This is a genomic window from Rahnella sp. RcJ3, assembly GCF_009498575.1.
Lineage (GTDB): Bacteria > Pseudomonadota > Gammaproteobacteria > Enterobacterales > Enterobacteriaceae > Rahnella > Rahnella aceris.
Map to the genome: position 1 here is coordinate 17,621 of NZ_QSNX01000025.1, position 20,751 is coordinate 38,371.

The window sequence follows — 20,751 nt, forward strand, 5'->3', positions numbered from 1 at the left end:
ACAAATACAGTGCAGGCCCTCTGACCCGCTATGTCTGCTGGTGGGGAGTTAACTCACCCGGGTTCAGCGTCTGTTCTTCTTCCGCATCAGAGGTATCGGGCAGAGATGCGGTGTCTTCAGGTTCATTTTCCGCTTTCGCTATTTCAGCCAGAGACGGACTGATAGGCCGTTTAACTTCAACACCCAGCGCGCGGAAACTTTCCACCTGTCCGATAAGATTACCACGGCCTTGCGAGAGTTTATTCATCGCGGATCGATAACTTCCCTGCGCTTTGTCGAGACTTTGTCCCATCGACTCCATGTCATCCACAAACAGCCGCAGTTTGTCGTAAAGACGTGCCGCGCGGTCGGCGATACGTTTGGCGTTCTGACTCTGATGCTCATAGCGCCACAAGTTACTGATCGTTCGCAGCGCCACCAGCAGGGTCGTCGGGCTGACCAGCATAATATTGTGCCGGAGCGCTTCGCTAATCAATTCTGGCTCACGGTCGATAGCCAGCAGAAAAGCGGGCTCAACAGGGATAAACATCAGCACATAATCGAGGCTGCGCAGACCGGGAAGTTGCTGGTAATCTTTGCGCCCGAGCAGGCGGATATGTCCGCGAACCGAGGCAATATGTTCATTGAGCGCCGCTTCCCGCTCGCTGTCATCCTCGCTGTTGAAATAGCGCTCATACGCGACCAGGGTCATTTTGGCATCAATCACTACGTCTTTATTCTGCGGTAACCTGACGACCACATCGGGTTGCATCCGGCTGTTGCTGTCAACCTGCACGCTGACCTGAGTCTGGTACTCATGCCCTTCACGTAAACCGGAAGCCTCGAGCACGCGGCTCAGCACCACTTCCCCCCAGTTGCCCTGCGTTTTGTTGTCACCTTTCAGTGCCTTGGTCAGGTTGACGGCTTCACGGGCCATCTCCACATTCAGTTGCTGCAGATTGCGGATCTCATGCGCCAGCGTATGGCGTTCACGGGCTTCCTGCCCAAAGCTGTCCTGCACCTGACGACGGAAACCATCCAGTTGCTCGCGCAACGGCAACAGTAACTTGTCGAGACTTTGCTTGTTCTGTTCGTCGGCACGGCGGCCATTTTGTTCGAAAATCCGGTTAGCCAGATTTTCAAACTGGCTGCTCAGGCGCTGTTCGCTGTTAATCAGCAGACGCTGCTTTTCTTCAGCCGCCATGCGGGTTTCATCCAGACGGGTTGAAACCTCACGCAACTCTGCTTCCTGCGCGCTGTTGATTTCCCGCTGCGCACGCAGTTCCTGATTCAGTTGCTCACACTCGTTTTGCCAGTGGGCAAGCAGTTGTAATTTTTCCTGACTGGCCGCCTGCAGGCTATGCAGTTTTCGCAGCTCAAGTTCAGCCTCACGCAGTTGCTGCTGCCCTGATTGCCGCTCGCTTTTGTGCGTATCATTTTCCGCTTTAGCCTGTTCCAGCGATTGTTCCAGCAAACGGCGCTGCGTTTCATACTCCGTCTGCTGTTGCTGTTGGCGCAGGCTGGCGATAAGCCAACCTACGAGTAAGCCCACTAACCCCGCCCCCAGGGCTGTCAGGATGCTGATATCCACGCGATTTCCCTCTTAAAGTCTCTTGCGGCCAAGGTAATGTCAGGCTGTATGGATGTCCAGTCTATTTTCTGTTGCATTGAGCCTTTGCGAGACGTCTTCCAAAAAGGAATTTCTCTGTATTTGCCCCCTTGCGATAGCCAGCCACAGAGAGCAGCATTCAAAACCAGCGGCTCAGCCACTGAATGCCGAAAGCACCTGGCGCCAGGATGCCGAAAGCCCAGATGAGTGCAGACGTCACATTCGCAATCTGGAAATATTTTTGCGGCATACCGCAGATACCGGCAACCAGTGGCACAACGGCACGAAGCGGGCCAAAGAAGCGGCCAATGAAAGCCCCGGGCATGCCCCATTTTTCAAAGAAAGCATGTCCACGAACCAGCATTTGCGGATGGCGGGAGAAAGGCCAGAAATTGCCAACCCGATCCTGATAACGGGCACCAATCCAGTAAGAAAGCCAGTCTCCCAAGAAAGCGCCTGCGGCGGCGGCGGCCCAGATGGGCCAGAACGGAATACCGGTTTCGCCGATCAGCGCGCCGAGTCCCAGCAAGATAAACGTTGCCGGGAGCAGCAGGGAAAGGAATGCCAGAGACTCACCAAAAGCCAGAAAGAAAACGATCGGTGCAGCCCACACCTGATGGGCGCGGATGAAGGTAGTGGTGTACTCAAGAAGGTCGTGAACAGTCAAAAATGCAGTTCCTTTTGTCAGAGATCCGGGAGGAGGTTCATCAATTATTCCAGATGGATTACTAACATGACCTTAACAGATCTGCTTAGCAGGGCAAAAAAACGGGCCGCCAGAGGCAGCCCATTGATGTGATGATGTGATGTGGTTGTTTTAGTTTTATAGGGACTAAATAAGCCTGCGGGCTGCTTCTACAACAATCTTCACCGCATGACTTTCAGTCTTTTTCATGGTTTCCGCATTAGGGATTTCCTGCTGCGTGCGGTTCACGATAACACCCGCCACCATCCCCGCGCGCAGACCCTGGCTTGCACACATGGTCAGCAGAGTCGCGGATTCCATTTCGTAGTTCATGACGCCCATTTCCTGCCACTCTTTCATCGATTCTTTGAAGCGACGGACAACACGGCCAGAGTAAGTGTCATAACGTTCCTGACCCGGATAGAAGGTGTCAGAAGAGGCGGTAACGCCAATGTGCGTCGCGGCACCCACGGCTTCTGCCGCCGCAACCAGCGCGGTGGTGCAGGCAAAATCGGCTACTGCAGGGAATTCCATCGGCGCAAAGTGCAGGCTCGCGCCATCAAGGCGAACGGCAGCGGTCGTGACCAGAACGTCACCGACATTGATGTGTGGCTGGATAGCGCCAGTTGTGCCGACTCGCAGGAAAGTACGGATCCCCAGTTGCGCCAGTTCTTCAACCGCAATAGAGGTCGAAGGGCCACCAATACCGGTTGAGCAAACAATCACAGATTTGCCATCAAGCTCAGCACGCCATGAGGTAAATTCGCGGTGGGAAGCCAGACGAACCGGGTTCTCCATCAATTTGGCAATTTTTTCCACGCGCTCAGGGTCGCCGGGAACAATCGCCAGCGTCGCGCCGTTTAAATCTTTTTTGGCCAGGCCAAGATGGAAAACTTCAGGCTGAGACATAACAAACTCCTCTGTGTGTAAGGTCATTTATTGGCAGGAGGAACACCCGGCAACTGTACTGAACATTGTGACGTTATTTCGTGACGGTCGTCACTATGATGTAACAACGGGAATTTCACATACATTTATTTTGTGATTCAAGTCACAAAATAAGGAGGGTGAGGGAATTTTAAACAGGCAATCTCCGCTGCCGGGGATTGCCTGTTTATCAGTTACAGTTAATCAGGCAGGAACGGCATCTGCCGCCGCACTGCGCGACCAGATCCGGTGTTTGAGCATGTCTTTCAGAAACGCCTTCAGCAACGCTCCTTCTGCTTTTTCACCTTCCACAACGCCCTCTTCCGGCACATCGTCCGTCAGCCCCAGCAGCGATTTGAAGCGGCGTGCATCGCCACTTAGCCCCACCACTTTCAGGTGTTTGTAGGCTTCGAGCACATAATGCCGTGCATCGCCATTCATCAGCAGTGCGTCGATATGCCCATGCGGAACAATCACTGCATCAACGGTGATGGAAGGCGATCCGGCAAACGTCGCATCAACCGGCAACGTAGAACCATCATCGGCAGTCACACTCCCTAAGTGACTGGCCAGCAGCTTAGGGTGAACGCCAGCGGCCTGAAGTGCCTGTAAGGTTTCCAGAACATCCGCCGCATTCACACCTTCACCCAGCAATATCGCCACCTGCCGCCCTTTGATCGTGCCTTTACCGCTGGCATACAAACTCAGCGACGGATCATTTTTCAGCCCATTCACGGGCTTCGGCGGTTTGATCTTCAGGGTGTCAGCGGAAAGGGTAATACCCAGATTTTTCGCCACTTTCTGCGCCAGCGTCTGATCAACATGCGCTAACAGATCCACGACCCGCTCGCGGATATACGGCCGCGCCACCTTCGATAATTCAAATGAGAAAGCGCCGATAATATGATCCTGCTCCGCTGTTGTCTGGCTCAGCCAGAACAGGCGCGGATGGGCATAATATTCGGCAAATGACGGACTGCGCTGACGGATTTTTTCTGCATCAACCCGTTCAGGATAACTTTCAAAGCCACCGCCGGACGCTGCCGGAGGTGTTTCCCTCGGCCAGTTATTGTTGATGGAATTCGGCTCGTAGTTCGCCGGATTCGTATCAATGTCCTGACGGTGCATGCCGTCACGCTGGAAGTTATGGAAAGGGCACGTCGGCCGGTTAATCGGAATTTCATGGAAATTAGGCCCGCCCAGACGACTGATTTGCGTGTCGGTGTAAGAGAACAGTCGCCCCTGCAACAGCGGATCATTGGTGAAATCTATGCCCGGCACAATGTGCCCCGGGTGGAACGCGGCTTGCTCGGTTTCAGCAAAGAAATTATCGGGGTTACGGTTGAGCACCATTTTGCCGATCAGTTCTACCGGCACCAGTTTTTCAGGGATGAGTTTGGTCGGGTCGAGCAGGTCGAAATCAAATTTGAATTCATCTTCTTCAGGGATCAACTGCACACCCAGTTCGTATTCCGGATAATCTCCGGCTTCGATGGCTTCCCACAAATCACGGCGGTGGAAATCGGCATCTTTCCCGGCCAGTTTCTGCGCTTCATCCCATAACAGAGAGGCTTTTCCGGCCAGCGGTTTCCAGTGGAAACGCACAAAAGTGGCTTTGCCTTTTGCATTCACGAAACGGAAAGTATGGATGCCAAAACCTTCCATCGTGCGGTAACTGCGCGGAATGCCCCGGTCAGACATCGCCCAGAACACGTTATGCAGGGTTTCCGGTTGCAGGGACACGTAATCCCAGAAGGAATCGTGCGCACTCGCTCCCTGCGGGATTTCGTTATGCGGTTCGGGTTTTACCGCATGCACAAAATCAGGGAATTTATGGGCATCCTGAATAAAGAACACCGGTGTATTGTTACCGACCAGGTCGTAAATGCCTTCATCGGTATAAAACTTGGTCGCCCAGCCGCGGATATCACGCACGGTATCTGCCGAACCACGGGAACCCTGAACGGTAGAGAAACGCACAAATACCGGCGTTTTCTTTTCAGGATCAGACAGGAAGCTGGCTTTGGTCACCGCCTTCATACTGCGATAGGGCTGGAAATAACCGTGCGCCGCAGCGCCCCGCGCATGAACGATACGTTCGGGAATGCGCTCATGGTCGAAGTGAGTAATTTTTTCACGGAGAATGAAATCTTCAAGCAGTGTCGGGCCACGATTTCCGGCTTTCAGCGAGTTCTGATCATCAGAGATTTTGGTGCCCTGATTGGTGGTCAGCGGCTGTTTTTCACCATTTTTGCGGTGGCGTTCTAATGCATCGAGTTTAGCATTGGTATTTTCCGGACTCTTCGCACTGCCGGACGCTGTCGGTTCTTTTCCTGGCGGTGTCGGTTGTGGCGAAGGCTGATAAATACGATCGCCGGGCGCAAGATCCCCCAGGCCTGGCTGTGAAGATTCAATGCCCGTGGCGGGGGCGCGGCTTACCGATTTTGACTCGCTTTTCTTGGTCACTTTAGAGGGTGATTTTGACATTGAACATAGCTCCTCGACAAAGGTTTCGGGTGTTCTGTAGACGTTCTGTAAATCTTCCATGATGACTTTCCTGATTAACTTTTAACTATAGAACATCTCTTGCGCCTTGCTGTTCATGCTTTCCGGCTATAGTTTTAATCCATAGCCACAGATTTTCGTATGGACACTTGCCTGGAGACCCCAATGAAAAAAGAAGAATTGCTTACCCTGAAACAGGCTCCGACCAGCTTTGCCCCTGCCGTCACTCCCGTCGCCAGCACCACTATCCATACCGATACTGACGGGCTGCACGCAGGCCAGACCACCATACCCTCGCAGGGCGAAGATATGCCCGCCTACCTCGCCCGTCCGGAACAGTTCACCGGTAAATTGCCGATCGTGCTGGTGGTGCAGGAAATTTTTGGTGTACACGAACACATTCAGGATATCTGCCGCCGTCTGGCGAAACAGGGTTATATGGCCATCGCGCCGGAGTTGTACTTCCGTCAGGGCGACCCGCGTGACTACACTGAAATCAGTGAGCTTTTTGCTAAACTGGTCAGTAAAGTGCCGGATCAGCAGGTGCTTGCAGATCTCGATCACACTGCACACTGGGCATCACAACATGGCGGGGACATTTCTAAATTAGGCATCACAGGTTTCTGCTGGGGCGGGCGCATTACCTGGCTGTACGCGGCGCACAATCCGCAGCTGAAAGCGGGCGTGGCGTGGTACGGCAAACTGGTCGGCGATAAAACGCTGACCAGCCCGTCAAATCCGGTTGACCGCGCCGCCGCGCTGGATGCACCGGTTCTGGGTTTATACGGCGCAGAAGATTCCAGCATTCCTCTGGATACCATTGAAACCATGCGTCAGGCCATTCGCGCAGCCAATGCTACGGCGGAAATCGTGGTATATCCGGAAGCGGGCCACGCGTTTAACGCCGATTATCGCCCGAGTTACCACGCTGAAGCCGCCGCCGACGGCTGGCAACGGATGCTGGATTTCTTTGCGCAGTATGGGGTTAAGTAATAAAAAGTATGGTGTGCAGTAAAAGGACACCGACCAGAATGACAAAAGCCCGACAGGTTTTTCCTGCCGGGCTTTTTACGGGAAGTTAACCCATTACAGCGACAACTGCCCAAAGGCACCCTGCCAGTCTTGTTCAAATTTATCGACAGCCGCCTGTACCGCAGGCGCACTGATAAATTGCTCCGCTACGTCCACCGGGATAGTGACCGACTGACAACCTGCCAGCAGACAGGCCAGAACCTGACGCGGCGTTTTAAAACTGGCGGCCAGCACTTTGGCATGCGGCGCATGCAGGGACAGCAATTGCTGCAACTCCGTCACCATCGCAATGCCATCTCCCCCCTGGGCATCCAGCCGGTTAACATACGGCGCGACATATTCTGCTCCGGCCAGCGCCGACAGGAGTCCCTGCCCGGCACCATACACCGCGGTTCCCAGCGTTGGAATTTTGCGGGTACGTAAGATCTTAATCGCTGCCAGACCGGCGGCGGTGACCGGCACTTTGACCACCAGCCCCGGCACGCGGGAATGCAGCAGTTCAGCTTCTTCCACTATCTGTTCGGTCTGATTCGCCAGCACTTGTGCAAACAGTTTCCCTTCACCACCTAATGCATCACGAAGCCCGGGCAAAACCTCCCACACGGAAGTCTGCGATTTAGCCACAATGCTCGGATTGGTGGTCACACCCTGTAACGGTAAAATCCGCGATAAACGTTTTACTGCACTGATATCAGCCGTATCCAGATAAAGTTCCATATTCTCTCCTGTCAGAGTTCCAGTTCTTGTTTAAGCAGCGCTTCAATCTGTGCTGCGGTGGTGGAATGCATCAGCACATCACGGAAACTGTCATGCATAATCCGTCGCGCCAGCTTTGAGAAAATCCGCATATGCTGATCGCCTGCAGCGTGTTTATTGAGAGTCAGCATGATGACAAACTGCGCTTCTTCATCGCCCCACCGCACCGGTTGCGGGAGTTTCGCGACGCTGATAGTCGATTGCTCAATGTGTTCTGATTTGGTGTGCGGTATCGCAAAGCCAAACCCGAGGCCGGTGGAAAATACGGCTTCGCGCGCCCAGACATCGGCGGCGAGTTTGCGCGGATAACGGCAACGCCCTGCCAGCATCAGGTTATCCACCATGCCTTTAATCACTTCTTCTTTACTGCGCCAGTCAGCATTAAGCGCCACACATTCCGCCGTAATCAACGGGGCATCGTTGACCGCCATCCTGAACTGCGCCAGCAGGTGTTCGACTTCCAGCGACGTGCGACACTGCATGGCGCGGTTCAGCAGCAGGCGACATTCGCGGCTGTCGAGTTTGGCCAGCCGTGCTTTGGTCACAGGAACCGACGGTGCACTCATGCTGATTTCATCAAGCCCCAGCCCGACCAGCAGCGGCAATACCGAGCCTTTCGCGCCAAGTTCACCGCATAAACCAATCCATTTACCGTGGCGATGCACTTCGCGCACAACGTGGTCGAGGCCGCGCAGGAAGGCCGGATTCAGGCTGTTGTAATGGCGTGTCACTTTCGCGTTATCACGGTCGACCGCCAGCAGATACTGCGTCAGGTCATTACTGCCGATGCTAAAGAAATCAATCTCTTCGCAACACTGATCGATGATGAACATCACCGACGGCACTTCCAGCATGATCCCAAGCTGAATTTTTTCATCAAACGGCACTTGCTCACTGCGCAACGACTGCCTGACTTCAGCCAGTTGATCTTTCACCCATAAGATCTCTTCCATAGAGGAGATCATCGGGATCATGATTTTCAGCGATCCGTGCGCCGAGGCGCGCAGGATCGCGCGCAACTGCGTATGGAATAACGGCAGGTATTCCTGATAAATACGCACGGCGCGATAACCGAGGAACGGGTTGTTTTCGGCAGGAATGTTCAGATAATGAACTGGTTTATCGCCACCGATATCCATGGTGCGGACAATGATGGTTTTGCCGTTGGCCGCATCCGTAGCCTGACAATAAATGTTGTACAACTCATCTTCGGAAGGAGCGCTGGCGCGATCCATATACAGCATTTCTGTACGGAACAGTCCGACAGCTTCTGCCCCATTGCCAAACGCCGCGCTGGCTTCGACCGAGTGGGCAATATTGGCCGCCACTTCAAGGCGCACACCGTCAGCGGTATACCCCGGTTTATTGAGATATTCACTTTGCTGTTCACGCAGCGCCTGATGCACCGCCTGTTCCTGACGATAATAACGGCGCACCGGTTCGCTGAGCGCACAGACAATCAGCCCGAGATCGCCGTCGATCTGCACATTCTGCTGCAAATAAGCCTGAAGTGGCTGTGGATCAACGCCAACGAGTGCAGGAATATTGAACGATCGGGCAAGGATCACAGTATGCGACGTACTGCCTCCGCTGCCGAGCAACAGCCCCTTCAGATGTGTTTTATCCAGTTCGAGAAATTGACTTGGCGTCAGTTCATCTGCCAGACAAATACTGGCTTCGCTCAGTGCCTGCTGGGAAGGAAAACGCTCCTCGCCATAGATTTGCTGTAAAAGCTGGAAGCTGACATCACGAATATCCAGCTCGCGTTCACGCAAATAGGCGCTGGACGATTGTGCAAGCTGCAAGCTGAAATGCGCGGCGGTGTCGACAATGCTTTGCGCACAGCTCCGGCCTTGCGCCACGCGGCTCAGCAAGGCTTCCCGCAGGCTGTTATCACGCAGCAAAGAACGGTGCGCTTCCAGCACTGCCGTGATCGTCCCGTTGTCCGCCATCAGCTGTAATTCGAGTGATTTTTCAAGCTGTGCCAGTCCGGTGGAAAGCAGACTTTGTTCTTTATCTTTACCCTGAGATTCCGGTAAATCCCTGAGTGTCGCCAGATTCACATTCGACAGGCTGACCAGTTTCCCCAGCGCACAGCCTTCACTGACTGAACGGGCGCGGAAAACCAGCGGAGAAAGATGCATCAGGGATTCAGGAAGCGGCTCAAATTCAGCATTTTCATCATGCTCAGGCAGGGCTTCATCGCAATGAGGCAGCTGATGTTTAATGAAATGTGCCAGCGCAGCATGCGCAGCATCTTCGTCATTCCCTTCAATGGTCACGTGACATTCATCGTTAAACAGAATATCGGCACCAATCAGTGAAAGGACACTTTTACCATCTGCAATGCGGTCAGTACGCCCATTGTGCCACTTAAATACAGACCCGAAACTGTTGCACAGCGTTTCAATATGGCTGGCCGGGCGGGCGTGAACACCATTTACCAACATGCAGGTGAAGCTCAACTTCTTGGCCATTTCTGAATCCTCATCCCAAATTCCGGTGTAATGCACCGGCTCCTTGCAGCATAAGAGTCAGGCGGATCCGATAGCTACCAGACAAAAATGACAAACACTGGATAAATGTAATGTGTATCGTTTTTTGCGAGCCAGCTCACGCGCCACTACCGTCACTAAACCGCGTATTGTCTCGGGTTATTTGAACCGGCTCGCATTTTTGTGAGGACATTACAAAAGTCCAGTAAAACACAAATTTGTCCACTATGAGCGCCACAGCCAGCAGCCTATTGTTGAGGTCGATAGCCTTTCTGTATCTGCGGTTTTTGAAATGAAACCCTGATATTTGCGATTTTCAGCCCGACACCGGTTTTCGTGGAGTTCATCATGAAAGACTTACTCAATATTCTAAAAAATACCCGCCAGCATCTGATGACTGGCGTGTCTCATATGATCCCCTTTGTGGTCGCGGGTGGCATTTTGCTGGCGGTCTCGGTGATGCTGTATGGCAAAGGTGCCGTACCGGACGCGGCAACCGATCCGAACCTGAAAAAGTTATTTGATATCGGCGTCGCCGGTTTAACCCTGATGGTGCCTTTTCTGGCGGCTTATATCGGTTATTCCATCTCTGACCGTTCCGCGCTCGCCCCTTCGGCAATCGGCGCCTGGGTCGGCGCCTCATTCGGCGCAGGATTTTTTGGCGCGATCATCGCCGGTTTGCTGGGCGGCATTATCGTTTTCTATCTTAAGAAGATCCGCGTACCGAAGATCCTGCGCTCGGTGATGCCGATCTTCGTGATCCCGATTATCGGCACCCTGCTGACTGCGGGCGTCATGATGTGGGGACTGGGCGAACCGGTTGGTTTGTTGACCACCTCCCTGACTCACTGGCTACAAGGCATGCAGCAGGGCAGCATTATTGTGCTCGCCATCATCATGGGGCTGATGCTGGCCTTCGACATGGGCGGACCTGTTAATAAAGTGGCCTACGCTTTCATGCTGATTTGCGTGGCACAGGGCGTGTATACCGTGGTGGCGATTGCCGCCGTGGCTATCGCGACACCGCCGCTGGGGCTGGGCTTTGCCACGCTGATTGGCCGTAAATACTATTCCACCGAAGAGCGCGAAGCGGGCAAAGCCGCCATGCTGATGGGCTGTGTCGGTATCACCGAAGGCGCCATACCTTTTGCCGCCGCTGATCCGTTGCGTGTCATTCCTTCCATCATGTTCGGTTCTGCTTGTGCGGCGGTGACTGCCGCCCTGGTTGGCGCGCAATGCTATGCCGGCTGGGGCGGGCTGATTGTACTGCCGGTCGTGCAGGGAAAACTGGGGTATATCGGCGCGCTGCTGGTCGGCATGGTTGTCACTGCACTGTGCGTCAACACGCTGAAATATCTGGCCGCCAAAAAGCAGTCGGCAAAAACGCGTCAGGAATCTGACCTTGATCTGGACTTCGAAATTAACTGAACCCAAAGGAAAACATCATGACTCACATTATTGCTGTCACCGCGTGCCCGTCCGGTGTTGCTCATACTTATATGGCGGCTGAAGCGATTGAACGTGCGGCAAAAGCTAAAGGCTGGGAATGCAAAGTTGAAACGCAGGGTTCAATCGGTCTGGAAAACGAACTGACGCCGGAAGATGTGGCGGCCGCCGACATCGTGATCCTGACCAAAGACATCGGTATCAAACAGGAAGAGCGTTTCAAAGGCAAAGTGACGGTGCGCGTGGCCATCAGCGATGCCGTAAAACGCGCAGATGCCATCATGGAAAAAATCGCAGCGCATCTCGCCAAAGCTGCTGTCACGGATTGATCCCAAGGAGAACGAGATGACTTCCCGCACAGAACGTCTTAAAGCCGCACTTTTCGCCAGCCCGCGTGAAATCTCGCTGGAACGTGCCCTGCTGTATACCGAAAGTCACCGCAGCACAGAAGGCGAACCCACGCTTTTGCGCCGCGCGAAAGCCACGGCATACATTCTGGATAACATTGAGATTGCCTTGCGTGAAGACGAGCTGATTGTCGGTAACCGTACGGTCAAACCACGTGCGGGGATCATCTCCCCTGAAATGGACCCCTGCTGGCTGCTGAAAGAGCTGGACACGTTTCCCACCCGTCCGCAGGACCGTTTCAACATTTCTGAGCAGGATAAACAGATTTACCGCAGGCAGCTTTTCCCTTACTGGGAATCGCATTCGATGAAGGATTTCATTAACAGCCAGATGCCGGAAGAAGTGAAAGCGGCCACTCAGACGCAGATTTTCAGTATCAACCAGACTGACAAAGGTCAGGGGCACATCATTATCGATTATCCCCGTCTGCTGAATTCGGGCCTGGATAGCTTAGTTTCAGAACTTCAGCAACACGTTGCCGGCGCGCCGGATAATGCCTTTTATCAGGCAGCGCTGATTACACTGCAGGCAGCACAGCGGCATATTTTGCGCTACGCCGCGCTGGCAGAAGAGTTAGCAGAAGCCTGTCAGGACGACTCAAGAAAACAAGAACTGGCGCGTATTGCCCGCATTTCGCGACATATTTCCGGCCATAAGCCACAGGATTTCTATCAGGCCTGCCAGCTGTTCTGGTATATGAATATCATTTTGCAATACGAATCCAATGCCAGTTCGCTGTCCCTCGGGCGCTTCGATCAGTACATGCTGCCGTTCTATCAGCACTCGCTGTCCCACGGCGAATCCCCGGCGTTTCTTAAAGAACTGCTGGAAAGCCTGTGGGTGAAATGCAACGACATCGTTCTGCTGCGCTCGTCGTCCAGCGCACGTTACTTCGCCGGATTCCCGACGGGTTACACCATTTTACTCGGCGGCCTGACCGACACCGGACGCAGCGCCGTCAATGTGTTGTCGTTCCTGTGCCTGGATGCCTATCAGAGTATTTGTCTGCCACAGCCTAACCTTGGCGTGAGAGTCAATGAACTGATCGACCGCCCGTTCCTGCTGAAAACCGCCGAAACAATCCGCCTCGGCACCGGCATTCCACAAATCTTTAATGATGAAGTGGTGGTTCCGGCATTTCTCAATCGTGGCGTGCGCCTTGAGGATGCGCGGGATTATGCGGTAGTGGGCTGCGTGGAATTATCCATCCCTGGCAAAACCTACGGGCTGCATGATATTGCCATGTTTAACCTGTTGAAAGTCATGGAACTGACGCTGCATGAAAATGAAGGAAACACCGCGATTACTTATCCTGAGCTGGTGGAACAGATCCGCCGGAAAATCAGCCATTACGTCAGGCTGATGGCGCAGGGCAGCAATATCTGTGATATCGGCCACCGCGACTGGGCACCGGTTCCGCTGCTGTCCTCCTTTATTACAGGTTGTCTGGACGGCGGCAAAGACATTACCGCTGGCGGCGCACGTTATAATTTTTCCGGTGTTCAGGGCATCGGCATCGCCAACCTCAGCGATTCCCTGTATGCGCTGAAAGGCATGGTGTTTGATCAGCAACGCCTGACCTTTGATGAATTACTGGCTTCGCTGAAAGAGAATTTTGCCAGCGAGGAAGGCCGCGCCATTCGCGCCCGCCTGATCAACCGCTTTGAGAAGTATGGCAACGACATTGATGAAGTCGATTTGATCAGTGCAGATTTGCTGCGTTTTTACTGTAAGGAAGTCGAGCAGTATCGCAATCCACGCGGTGGTCAGTTTACGCCGGGTTCTTATACTGTTTCCGCACACGTACCTTTAGGTGCGGTAGTCGGCGCAACGCCGGATGGCCGTTTTGCCGGTGAACAACTGGCAGATGGCGGACTTTCGCCAATGTTGGGCCAGGATCATCAGGGGCCAACGGCGGTACTGAAATCCGTCAGTAAACTCGACAATACACTGCTCTCCAACGGTACGCTGCTGAATGTGAAGTTCACGCCATCAACGCTTGAAGGCCAGCAGGGGCTGAATAAACTGGCCGATTTCCTCTGCGCGTTCACCCGCCTGAAGTTGCAGCATGTGCAGTTCAACGTGGTGAATGCTGAGCAGCTTCGTGAAGCGCAAAAACGTCCACAGGATTTTGCGGGGCTGGTCGTCAGGGTGGCGGGATACAGCGCGTTCTTTGTTGAGCTGTCAAAGGAGATCCAGGATGACATTATCGGCCGCACCGCGCACCAGCTCTGACCTGCGGATCCCTGTTATGGAAGCAACGGAAAGACGCGGGCGCATCTTCAACATTCAGCGTTTTTCACTCAACGATGGCCAGGGTATCCGTACCCTGGTTTTCTTCAAAGGTTGCCCCCACCGCTGTCCGTGGTGCGCCAACCCTGAATCGATGTCACCACGCATTCAGGTCATCAAAAGGCAGGCAAAATGCCTGAACTGCCGCACCTGTTTGCAGGATCCGAACGAATGTCCGAGTGGTGCAATGGAGTATGTCGGCGAAGATATTACGCTGCCGGACTTAATGACGCGCCTGCTCAAGGATGAGATTTTTTTCCGCTCGTCGGGCGGTGGTGTCACGCTTTCCGGCGGCGAAGTGCTGATGCAATACACATTTGCCGGTGAGTTGCTCAGGGAATTGCAGGCTTTAGGCATTCCGACAGCGATCGAAACGGCGGGCGATGCACCGCTGGGTCATCTTCTGACACTTGCTGATCACTGCGATCAGGTGTTGTATGACTTCAAGATAATGGATCCCGCTCAGGCACGAGCAGTGCTCAATATGGATCAGCCGCGTGTGTTGCAGAATTTCACGGCGCTGGCACGACGCGGCGTTAAGCTGCTGCCCCGCCTGCCGTTGATCCCCGGTTTCACGTTAACACTTGAAAATATGCAACAAATTCTGGATTTCCTGCACCCCTTCAATTTAACTGAAATCCATCTGCTGCCCTTTCACAAATACGGCGAAGCGAAGTATCCGTTACTGGATAAAACGTATTCAATGTATAAGACGACGGCACCGGATGCCGCAGCTATTGCGCCGTTTTATGCGATGGCCGAAAAATACGGTTATACCGTGACGCTCGGTGGATAAATTTTCTTAATCAGGGGAAACACTATGTCGCTCAAACTGGTCGCAGTAACCGCCTGTATCAGCGGTGTGGCGCATACTTATATGGCGGCAGAAAAGCTGGAAAAACTGTGTCAGCACGAAAAATGGCCGGTAAAAGTTGAAACTCAGGGTGCGCTGGGCCTCGAAAATGCACTGTCAGAAACCGACATTGCTCAGGCCGATGTTGTGCTTTTAGTCACTGAAATTCAACTGGAAAACGGTGAGCGATTTGCGCACAGCCGTTGCGTCCAAACCGGCATCCACACCTTTTTACGCACGCCGGAGAAAGTGATGGCTGCCGTAAAGAAACTCGCCACCTCGCCTCAGGGAACGAAAATCGTTCTGCCCTGACGATTACGACGCCCTATTTTCCAACTGGCTACGGTATTGCCGCCGGTATTCTGACGGAGAACGCTCAGTGCTTTTCCTGAACTGGCGGCAAAAATAGTTACTGTCGACAAAGCCACAGGCGTGCGCCACTTCCCTCACTTTCATGTCGTAGCCTTTCAACAAGTTCTTCGCCTGTTCAAGGCGGACATAATTCAGGTATTCGTTCAGCCCGATACCGCCGCTTTTCTGGAATAAATGCGACAGGTAATTTGGCGAAATATAGAAAGCCTTAGCGACAGAATCACGGGTCAGCGGCTCGCGGTAATGTTCTTCGATATACTGGCGAACGGCCTCAAAAAGCGCCTGACTGCGCGAGGCAGTTTTCACAAAGGAACTGAACAAGTCCAGCGCGTGGCTCAACAACCCTTTCACCAGAAACTGCGCCGTAGTCTGATCGCTGCGGTGCCAGGCCAGTTCGTTTAATGCCTGCAACATAAACGCCCCCACGCGCGACCCGCGCCTGCCCACATTGCCTTTTTCACCGGACGTAAACTGCGCGCCATCCCAGTTCAGCAGACTAAAGCCCAGTTGCTGCTTGCCAAATAACAGAGTCAGCGTGCGTACCGGTTCCTGCCATTGCGGGCTGTTCCAGCCTTTAGCGGGAACGAACAACACATCGCCCGCCAGCATGCGGACATCCTGATTGTTCCCCTGTTCGTCCTCGCATTTCATCATCTGCTCCCCTTCCAGAATCAGTTCCAGCCGGGGGAAATCGACCTGATAGGACAGTTCAGGCACGGAATGCTGAGCACCGGCAAAATACACCTGGCGGATACCGTGCGGATGTTCAAGTACTGGCGTTAAAAGGGGACAAAGCAGATGGGTCATGGTCAGGCTACCTTTCAGCAGAATCACACCATGATAGCGAATCTGCGCCGGAGAAAGAAAAACAAGACCAAAATTTGCGGAAGAAGATGGAAATTCCGCCCCGCCAGGCGTTGCACATCCGGTGCAGCCTTCAGGCGGAAGGGTTCCACCTGTAAAGCGTCACGGGCATGTGTCACTTTCAGAGGGCGGACTGATGCGGCAATGGCACGGGGACGCAAAAAACTCAAATAAAAAGGGGGCACCGGAGTGCCCCAAACGTTTCAGCAACAACACAACGTAAATCTAGAGAGCGTTCACTCAGGCTTTCTCAGCACGCAGACGCCTGGCGGCTTTCACCATGTTTTCCAGCGACTCGCGGGTTTCCGGCCAGCCACGGGTTTTCAGGCCGCAGTCCGGGTTGACCCACAGGCGTTCTGCCGGAATACGATCTGCAGCTTTACGCAGCAGGTCTTCAATCCATTCCACACTGGGCACATTTGGCGAGTGAATGTCGTAAACGCCCGGCCCGATTTCGTTCGGGTATTCGAAGTCTTTAAACGATTCCAGCAAGTCCATATCGGAACGTGAGGTTTCGATAGTGATCACGTCAGCATCCAGTGCGGCAATGGAATCCATGATGTCGTTGAACTCGCAGTAACACATATGGGTATGGATCTGCGTGTCGTCACGGGCAATTGCGGCATTCAGTTTGAACGCATCCACCGCCCAGCGCAGGTACGCATTCCATTCAGACTGGCGCAATGGCAGGCCTTCCCGCAGTGCCGGTTCGTCAATCTGGATGATGCCGATACCGGCTTTTTCCAGATCTTCGACTTCATCACGCAGTGCCAGCGCGATTTGTTTGGCGATCGTTTCGCGGCTGACATCTTCACGCGGGAACGACCAGCACAGGATCGTAAGCGGGCCGGTCAGCATGCCTTTCACCGGTTTTTCGGTCAGAGACTGCGCGTACTTCGCCCACTCTACGGTGATCGCTTGCGGGCGGCTGACGTCGCCGATAATGACCGGAGGTTTCACACAACGTGAACCGTAGCTCTGTACCCAGCCGTTTTGCGTGAACACAAAACCGTCCAGATGTTCACCGAAGTATTCCACCATGTCATTACGTTCAGCTTCGCCGTGAACCAGCACGTCGATACCCAGACGTTCCTGTTCTTTGATGGCTTGCTTAATATGCTCACTGATACCGGTACGGTATTTAGTGTTATCCAGACGGCCTTGTTTAAAGTCCAGACGCAGGCCGCGGATTTCAGTGGTTTGCGGGAATGAACCGATGGTTGTGGTCGGCCATGCCGGCAGGTTGAAACGGGCACGCTGCGCTTTGGCGCGTTCGGTGTAAACATGCTGACGCTCAATATCCGCAGCAGTAATCGCGGCAACACGTTTACCGACGGCCGCATTGTTTACTCGGGTGGATTCACGACGGGCGCGGATTGGCGCGCTGTATTCCGCCAGTTTTTGCTGCGCTTCGGCCGTGGGATTGTTCAGGGCAGCGGTCAGCAACGCCAGTTCGGCACATTTTTGCAGGGCGAAGGCGAACCAGCTTTTCACTTCTTCATCCAGACGGCTTTCGACGCTTAAGTCGATCGGGCTGTGCAGCAGTGAACAGGAGCTGCCGATCCAGATTTTACGGTCTTCAACCAGTGGCTTCAGACGGTCAAACCAGGTACTGAGATCCGCGCGCCAGACGTTACGGCCATTGATGACCCCCAGAGAAATCAGCCAGTCTTTTGGCAGCGCGTTGATGACGGTTTGCAGATCGTCACGACCGGCGACGGCATCAATATGCAGACCCTGAACCGGTAACTGGCGAATGGTGTCGAGGTTGTGCCCGACGCTGTCGAAATAAGTGGTCAGCAGCAGTTTAGTTTTACTCTGTTCCAGCACGGTGTAAGCCGGTTTGTATGCATCCAGCCATTCCTGCGGCAGTTCCAGAACCAGAGCCGGTTCGTCAATCTGCACCCATTCGATATCGCGTTTTGCCAGTTCAGCCAGAACCTGCTGATAAACAGGCAGAATATCGTTGAGCAGGGAAAGACGGTCAAACTGTTCGCCCTTCACTTTGCCGAGCCAGAGATAAGTCAGCGGGCCAAGCAGCACCGGTTTCACTTTGTGGCCGAGCGCCAGCGCTTCGTCCACTTCTTCCAGCAGTTGTGTCCAGGCCAGTTTGAATTTCTGACCTTTCACGAACTCCGGCACCATGTAGTGATAGTTGGTGTTAAACCATTTGGTCATTTCCGCCGCGGCAGCCGGTTTACCGGTCGGCGCACGGCCACGGCCAAGGCGGAATAAAGTATCGAGATCAACAGAGCCGTCGGCATTCTGATGACGGGCCGGTACGTTACCCAGCAACAGGCTGGTGGTCAGTACGTGATCGTACCAGGCGAAATCGCCCACCGGCACCAAATCCACGCCTGCTTCAGCTTGTTGCTTCCAGTGACGGGCGCGAAGTTCACGTCCGGTTGCCAGCAGTTCTTCCTGAGTGGAATTGCCTGCCCAGTAGCTTTCTTGTGCTTTTTTAAGTTCACGACGCAGACCAACGCGTGGAAAACCCAGAGTGTGATTCAGTATCGTCATCTTTTAAATTCCTGTTTAGCCATCCAGATGTTTACACATCCATAATCCGCAGGTAGTGTATATTCCACAAGCGCAAATTATTCATGACACAGTGAAGGACTCTCATGATCGAACTGAAACACCTGCGAACGTTGCAAGCACTGCGCAACACCGGGTCACTGGCCGCAGCCGCCTCGCAGCTTCATCAGACCCAATCGGCCCTGTCGCACCAGTTCAGTGACCTTGAGCAACGCCTCGGTTTCAGATTGTTCGTGCGAAAAAGCCAGCCTCTGCGTTTTACCCCGCAGGGCGAAATCATGCTGAATCTGGCAGAACAGGTGCTGCCGCAAATTCAACAGGCATTGCAGGCATGCAATGAGCCGCACCAGACTTCACTGCGTATCGCGATTGAATGCCACAGTTGTATTCAGTGGCTGACGCCTGCACTGGATAACTTCCATCAGAACTGGCCGCAGGTGTTAATGGATTTCAAATCCGGCGTGACGTTCGACCCGCAGCCCGCCCTGCAACAGGGCGAGCTGGACATCGTATTAACCTCTGACATCCTGCCGCGCAGCGGTTTGCACTATTCCCCGATGTTCGATTTTGAAGTGCGTCTGGTGCTGGCACCGGATCATCCGCTGGCGACCAAAACGGTGATCACGCCGGAAGATCTCAGCACTGAAACGCTGATGATTTATCCGGTGCAACGCCAGCGTCTGGATATCTGGCGTCATTTCCTGCAACCGGCAGGCGTCAGCCCGTCACTGAAAAGTGTCGATAACACGTTGTTATTAATTCAGATGGTGTCGGCGAGAATGGGAATTGCAGCGTTACCGCACTGGGTAGTAGAGAGTTTTGAGCGCCAGGGTCTGGTGGTGACCAAAACCCTGGGCGATGGCTTATGGAGCCGCCTGTACGCCGCCGTACGTGACGGCGAACAGCGCCAGCCGGTGACGGAAGCCTTTATTCGTTCGGCGCGGCAGCACGCGTGCGATCATCTGCCGTTTGTGCGCGACGCGGCACGACCCAACGCCGGTGTACCCACAGTGAGGACATAATCACAGCGGCACCGATACTAAAGCTCGGCCAGTGCGGCTGCTGTTGCCAGATGGCCAGGTTAACCAGCAGCCCGGCCGGGACGTGAAAGTTGTTCATAATCCCCAGCGTTCCCGCATCGACCTGCGTCGCACCGTAGTTCCACATGAAATATCCCAGCCCTGAAGCGCCGATCCCCAGCCACACCAGAATGCCCCATTGCAGGTCAGTGGTCGGCAGTTTTTGCGGATTGCCCCACAGGAACCACGCCACCACCGCGCAAAGCAACGCGCCGATATAGAACCAGGAAAACGCCGTGTGCTGTGGCATCGGCCGGGTTTCCATCAGGCGTTTATAGCCCACCTGTCCGATGGCAAAACAGATATTCGCCGCCTGCACCAGTAATAAGCCAATAATGAAATGTTCGCTGATGTGGTCGTAACGGATAATCGCTGCACCCGCCACCGCCAGTAACGCACTGAGCGCATAACCGATGCGGATTTTGCGGCCACTGATCAGGTCATAAATCAGCGTGACGTACAGCGGCGTCATGACCGTAAACAGCAGGAATTCCGGCACAGACAGATACAGGTACGCCTCGAAGCTGATGAGATACATGATCCCGAGCTGCATTGCCCCCACCGCCATATACAACAGAATGGTCGTAAGCTGATGGCCTTTCCAGCGCAGGAACGGCAGGAAAACCAGCGCCGCCAGCCCTAAACGGACTAACACAGAAAATACGCTGTCGACCTGTCCGGCCAGATACACGCCAATCAGGCTGAAGGAAAAAGCCCACAAAATAGTGGTGATTATGAGTAAAGGCACGGCAATTGAGCCCTGTTGTCAGTGATAAGTGTGAAAGATGCACGATTGTAACGGAATGGGGAAAACCACGAAGTGTGAAGGTGGTTTACATCTGTTCAATTATAGAGCAAACGAGAGCAATACCACGCTTTGAGGGAAACGTGCGCTCAAATACCCCGTCCGG

General features: G+C 53.9%; 16 protein-coding genes. 7 read left to right on the top strand and 9 right to left on the bottom strand.

Annotated elements, in window-relative coordinates:
* Window positions 1-28 precede the first annotated feature (28 nt).
* From rmuC to katE, 4 genes are all read right to left on the bottom strand, one after another.
* A complete protein-coding gene (gene rmuC / locus DXU84_RS22240; protein WP_013577437.1) occupies window positions 29-1,570 on the bottom strand; it encodes a DNA recombination protein RmuC in 1,542 nt (513 codons plus the stop codon).
* Window positions 1,571-1,727: 157 nt separating this feature from the next.
* Window positions 1,728-2,255, bottom strand: coding sequence for a DedA family protein (locus DXU84_RS22245; RefSeq protein WP_013577438.1), 528 nt, complete (start codon window positions 2,253-2,255; stop codon window positions 1,728-1,730).
* A gap of 165 nt (window positions 2,256-2,420) precedes the next feature.
* Window positions 2,421-3,182 carry a uridine phosphorylase gene (gene udp, locus DXU84_RS22250; RefSeq protein WP_013577439.1) on the bottom strand — a complete coding sequence of 254 codons (762 nt, stop codon included), beginning with the start codon at window positions 3,180-3,182 and terminating at the stop codon, window positions 2,421-2,423.
* A gap of 222 nt (window positions 3,183-3,404) precedes the next feature.
* The gene (katE, locus tag DXU84_RS22255; protein ID WP_015690570.1) at window positions 3,405-5,687 is read right to left on the bottom strand and encodes a catalase HPII; all 2,283 of its coding nucleotides are present in this window, start codon (window positions 5,685-5,687) and stop codon (window positions 3,405-3,407) included.
* Window positions 5,688-5,870: 183 nt separating this feature from the next.
* Here katE and DXU84_RS22260 point away from each other — a divergent pair, with 183 nt between their 5' ends.
* Complete coding sequence (locus tag DXU84_RS22260) at window positions 5,871-6,698, top strand: dienelactone hydrolase family protein (protein ID WP_013577441.1); 828 nt, start codon at window positions 5,871-5,873, stop codon at window positions 6,696-6,698.
* 93 nt (window positions 6,699-6,791) lie between these two features.
* Here DXU84_RS22260 and fsa read toward each other — a convergent pair whose 3' ends face one another.
* Together fsa and ptsP are read right to left on the bottom strand one after the other, a co-directional pair.
* The gene (gene fsa, locus DXU84_RS22265; protein WP_013577442.1) at window positions 6,792-7,454 is read right to left on the bottom strand and encodes a fructose-6-phosphate aldolase; all 663 of its coding nucleotides are present in this window, start codon (window positions 7,452-7,454) and stop codon (window positions 6,792-6,794) included.
* Window positions 7,455-7,465: 11 nt separating this feature from the next.
* Complete coding sequence (gene ptsP, locus DXU84_RS22270) at window positions 7,466-9,970, bottom strand: phosphoenolpyruvate--protein phosphotransferase (protein WP_015690571.1); 2,505 nt, start codon at window positions 9,968-9,970, stop codon at window positions 7,466-7,468.
* Between the two features lie 366 nt (window positions 9,971-10,336).
* On the opposite strand from ptsP, the gene DXU84_RS22275 reads away from it, so the two are divergent.
* Genes DXU84_RS22275 through DXU84_RS22295 form a run of 5 tightly spaced genes read left to right on the top strand, consistent with a single transcriptional unit; the run spans window position 10,337 to window position 15,299 of the window.
* The gene (locus DXU84_RS22275) at window positions 10,337-11,416 is read left to right on the top strand and encodes a PTS fructose transporter subunit EIIC (protein WP_013577444.1); all 1,080 of its coding nucleotides are present in this window, start codon (window positions 10,337-10,339) and stop codon (window positions 11,414-11,416) included.
* Between the two features lie 17 nt (window positions 11,417-11,433).
* Window positions 11,434-11,763 carry a PTS fructose-like transporter subunit IIB gene (locus tag DXU84_RS22280; protein ID WP_013577445.1) on the top strand — a complete coding sequence of 110 codons (330 nt, stop codon included), beginning with the start codon at window positions 11,434-11,436 and terminating at the stop codon, window positions 11,761-11,763.
* 16 nt (window positions 11,764-11,779) lie between these two features.
* Entirely contained in the window at window positions 11,780-14,077 is a 2,298-nt protein-coding gene (locus tag DXU84_RS22285) for a formate C-acetyltransferase (RefSeq protein ID WP_153376668.1), read from the top strand.
* The gene (locus tag DXU84_RS22290; protein WP_153376669.1) at window positions 14,043-14,930 is read left to right on the top strand and encodes a [formate-C-acetyltransferase]-activating enzyme; all 888 of its coding nucleotides are present in this window, start codon (window positions 14,043-14,045) and stop codon (window positions 14,928-14,930) included. The genes DXU84_RS22285 and DXU84_RS22290 overlap by 35 nt, the downstream gene beginning before the upstream one ends.
* Window positions 14,931-14,954: 24 nt before the next feature.
* Window positions 14,955-15,299 carry a PTS fructose-like transporter subunit IIB gene (locus tag DXU84_RS22295; protein WP_013577448.1) on the top strand — a complete coding sequence of 115 codons (345 nt, stop codon included), beginning with the start codon at window positions 14,955-14,957 and terminating at the stop codon, window positions 15,297-15,299.
* 3 nt (window positions 15,300-15,302) lie between these two features.
* Here the strand turns inward: DXU84_RS22295 and DXU84_RS22300 are convergent, their stop codons facing one another.
* Window positions 15,303-16,166, bottom strand: coding sequence for an AraC family transcriptional regulator (locus DXU84_RS22300; RefSeq protein WP_153376670.1), 864 nt, complete (start codon window positions 16,164-16,166; stop codon window positions 15,303-15,305).
* 297 nt (window positions 16,167-16,463) lie between these two features.
* On the bottom strand, window positions 16,464-18,743 hold the full coding sequence (metE, locus tag DXU84_RS22305; RefSeq protein ID WP_153376671.1) for a 5-methyltetrahydropteroyltriglutamate--homocysteine S-methyltransferase: 2,280 nt from the start codon (window positions 18,741-18,743) through the stop codon (window positions 16,464-16,466).
* Window positions 18,744-18,847: 104 nt separating this feature from the next.
* On the opposite strand from metE, the gene metR reads away from it, so the two are divergent.
* Window positions 18,848-19,783, top strand: a complete 936-nt coding sequence (gene metR, locus DXU84_RS22310; protein ID WP_013577451.1) for an HTH-type transcriptional regulator MetR — start codon at window positions 18,848-18,850, stop codon at window positions 19,781-19,783.
* Here metR and DXU84_RS22315 read toward each other — a convergent pair.
* Window positions 19,689-20,588 (bottom strand): carboxylate/amino acid/amine transporter, encoded by a 900-nt coding sequence (locus DXU84_RS22315; RefSeq protein ID WP_370461820.1) that lies wholly within the window; start codon window positions 20,586-20,588, stop codon window positions 19,689-19,691. The genes metR and DXU84_RS22315 overlap by 95 nt on opposite strands.
* Window positions 20,589-20,751: the final 163 nt, after the last annotated feature.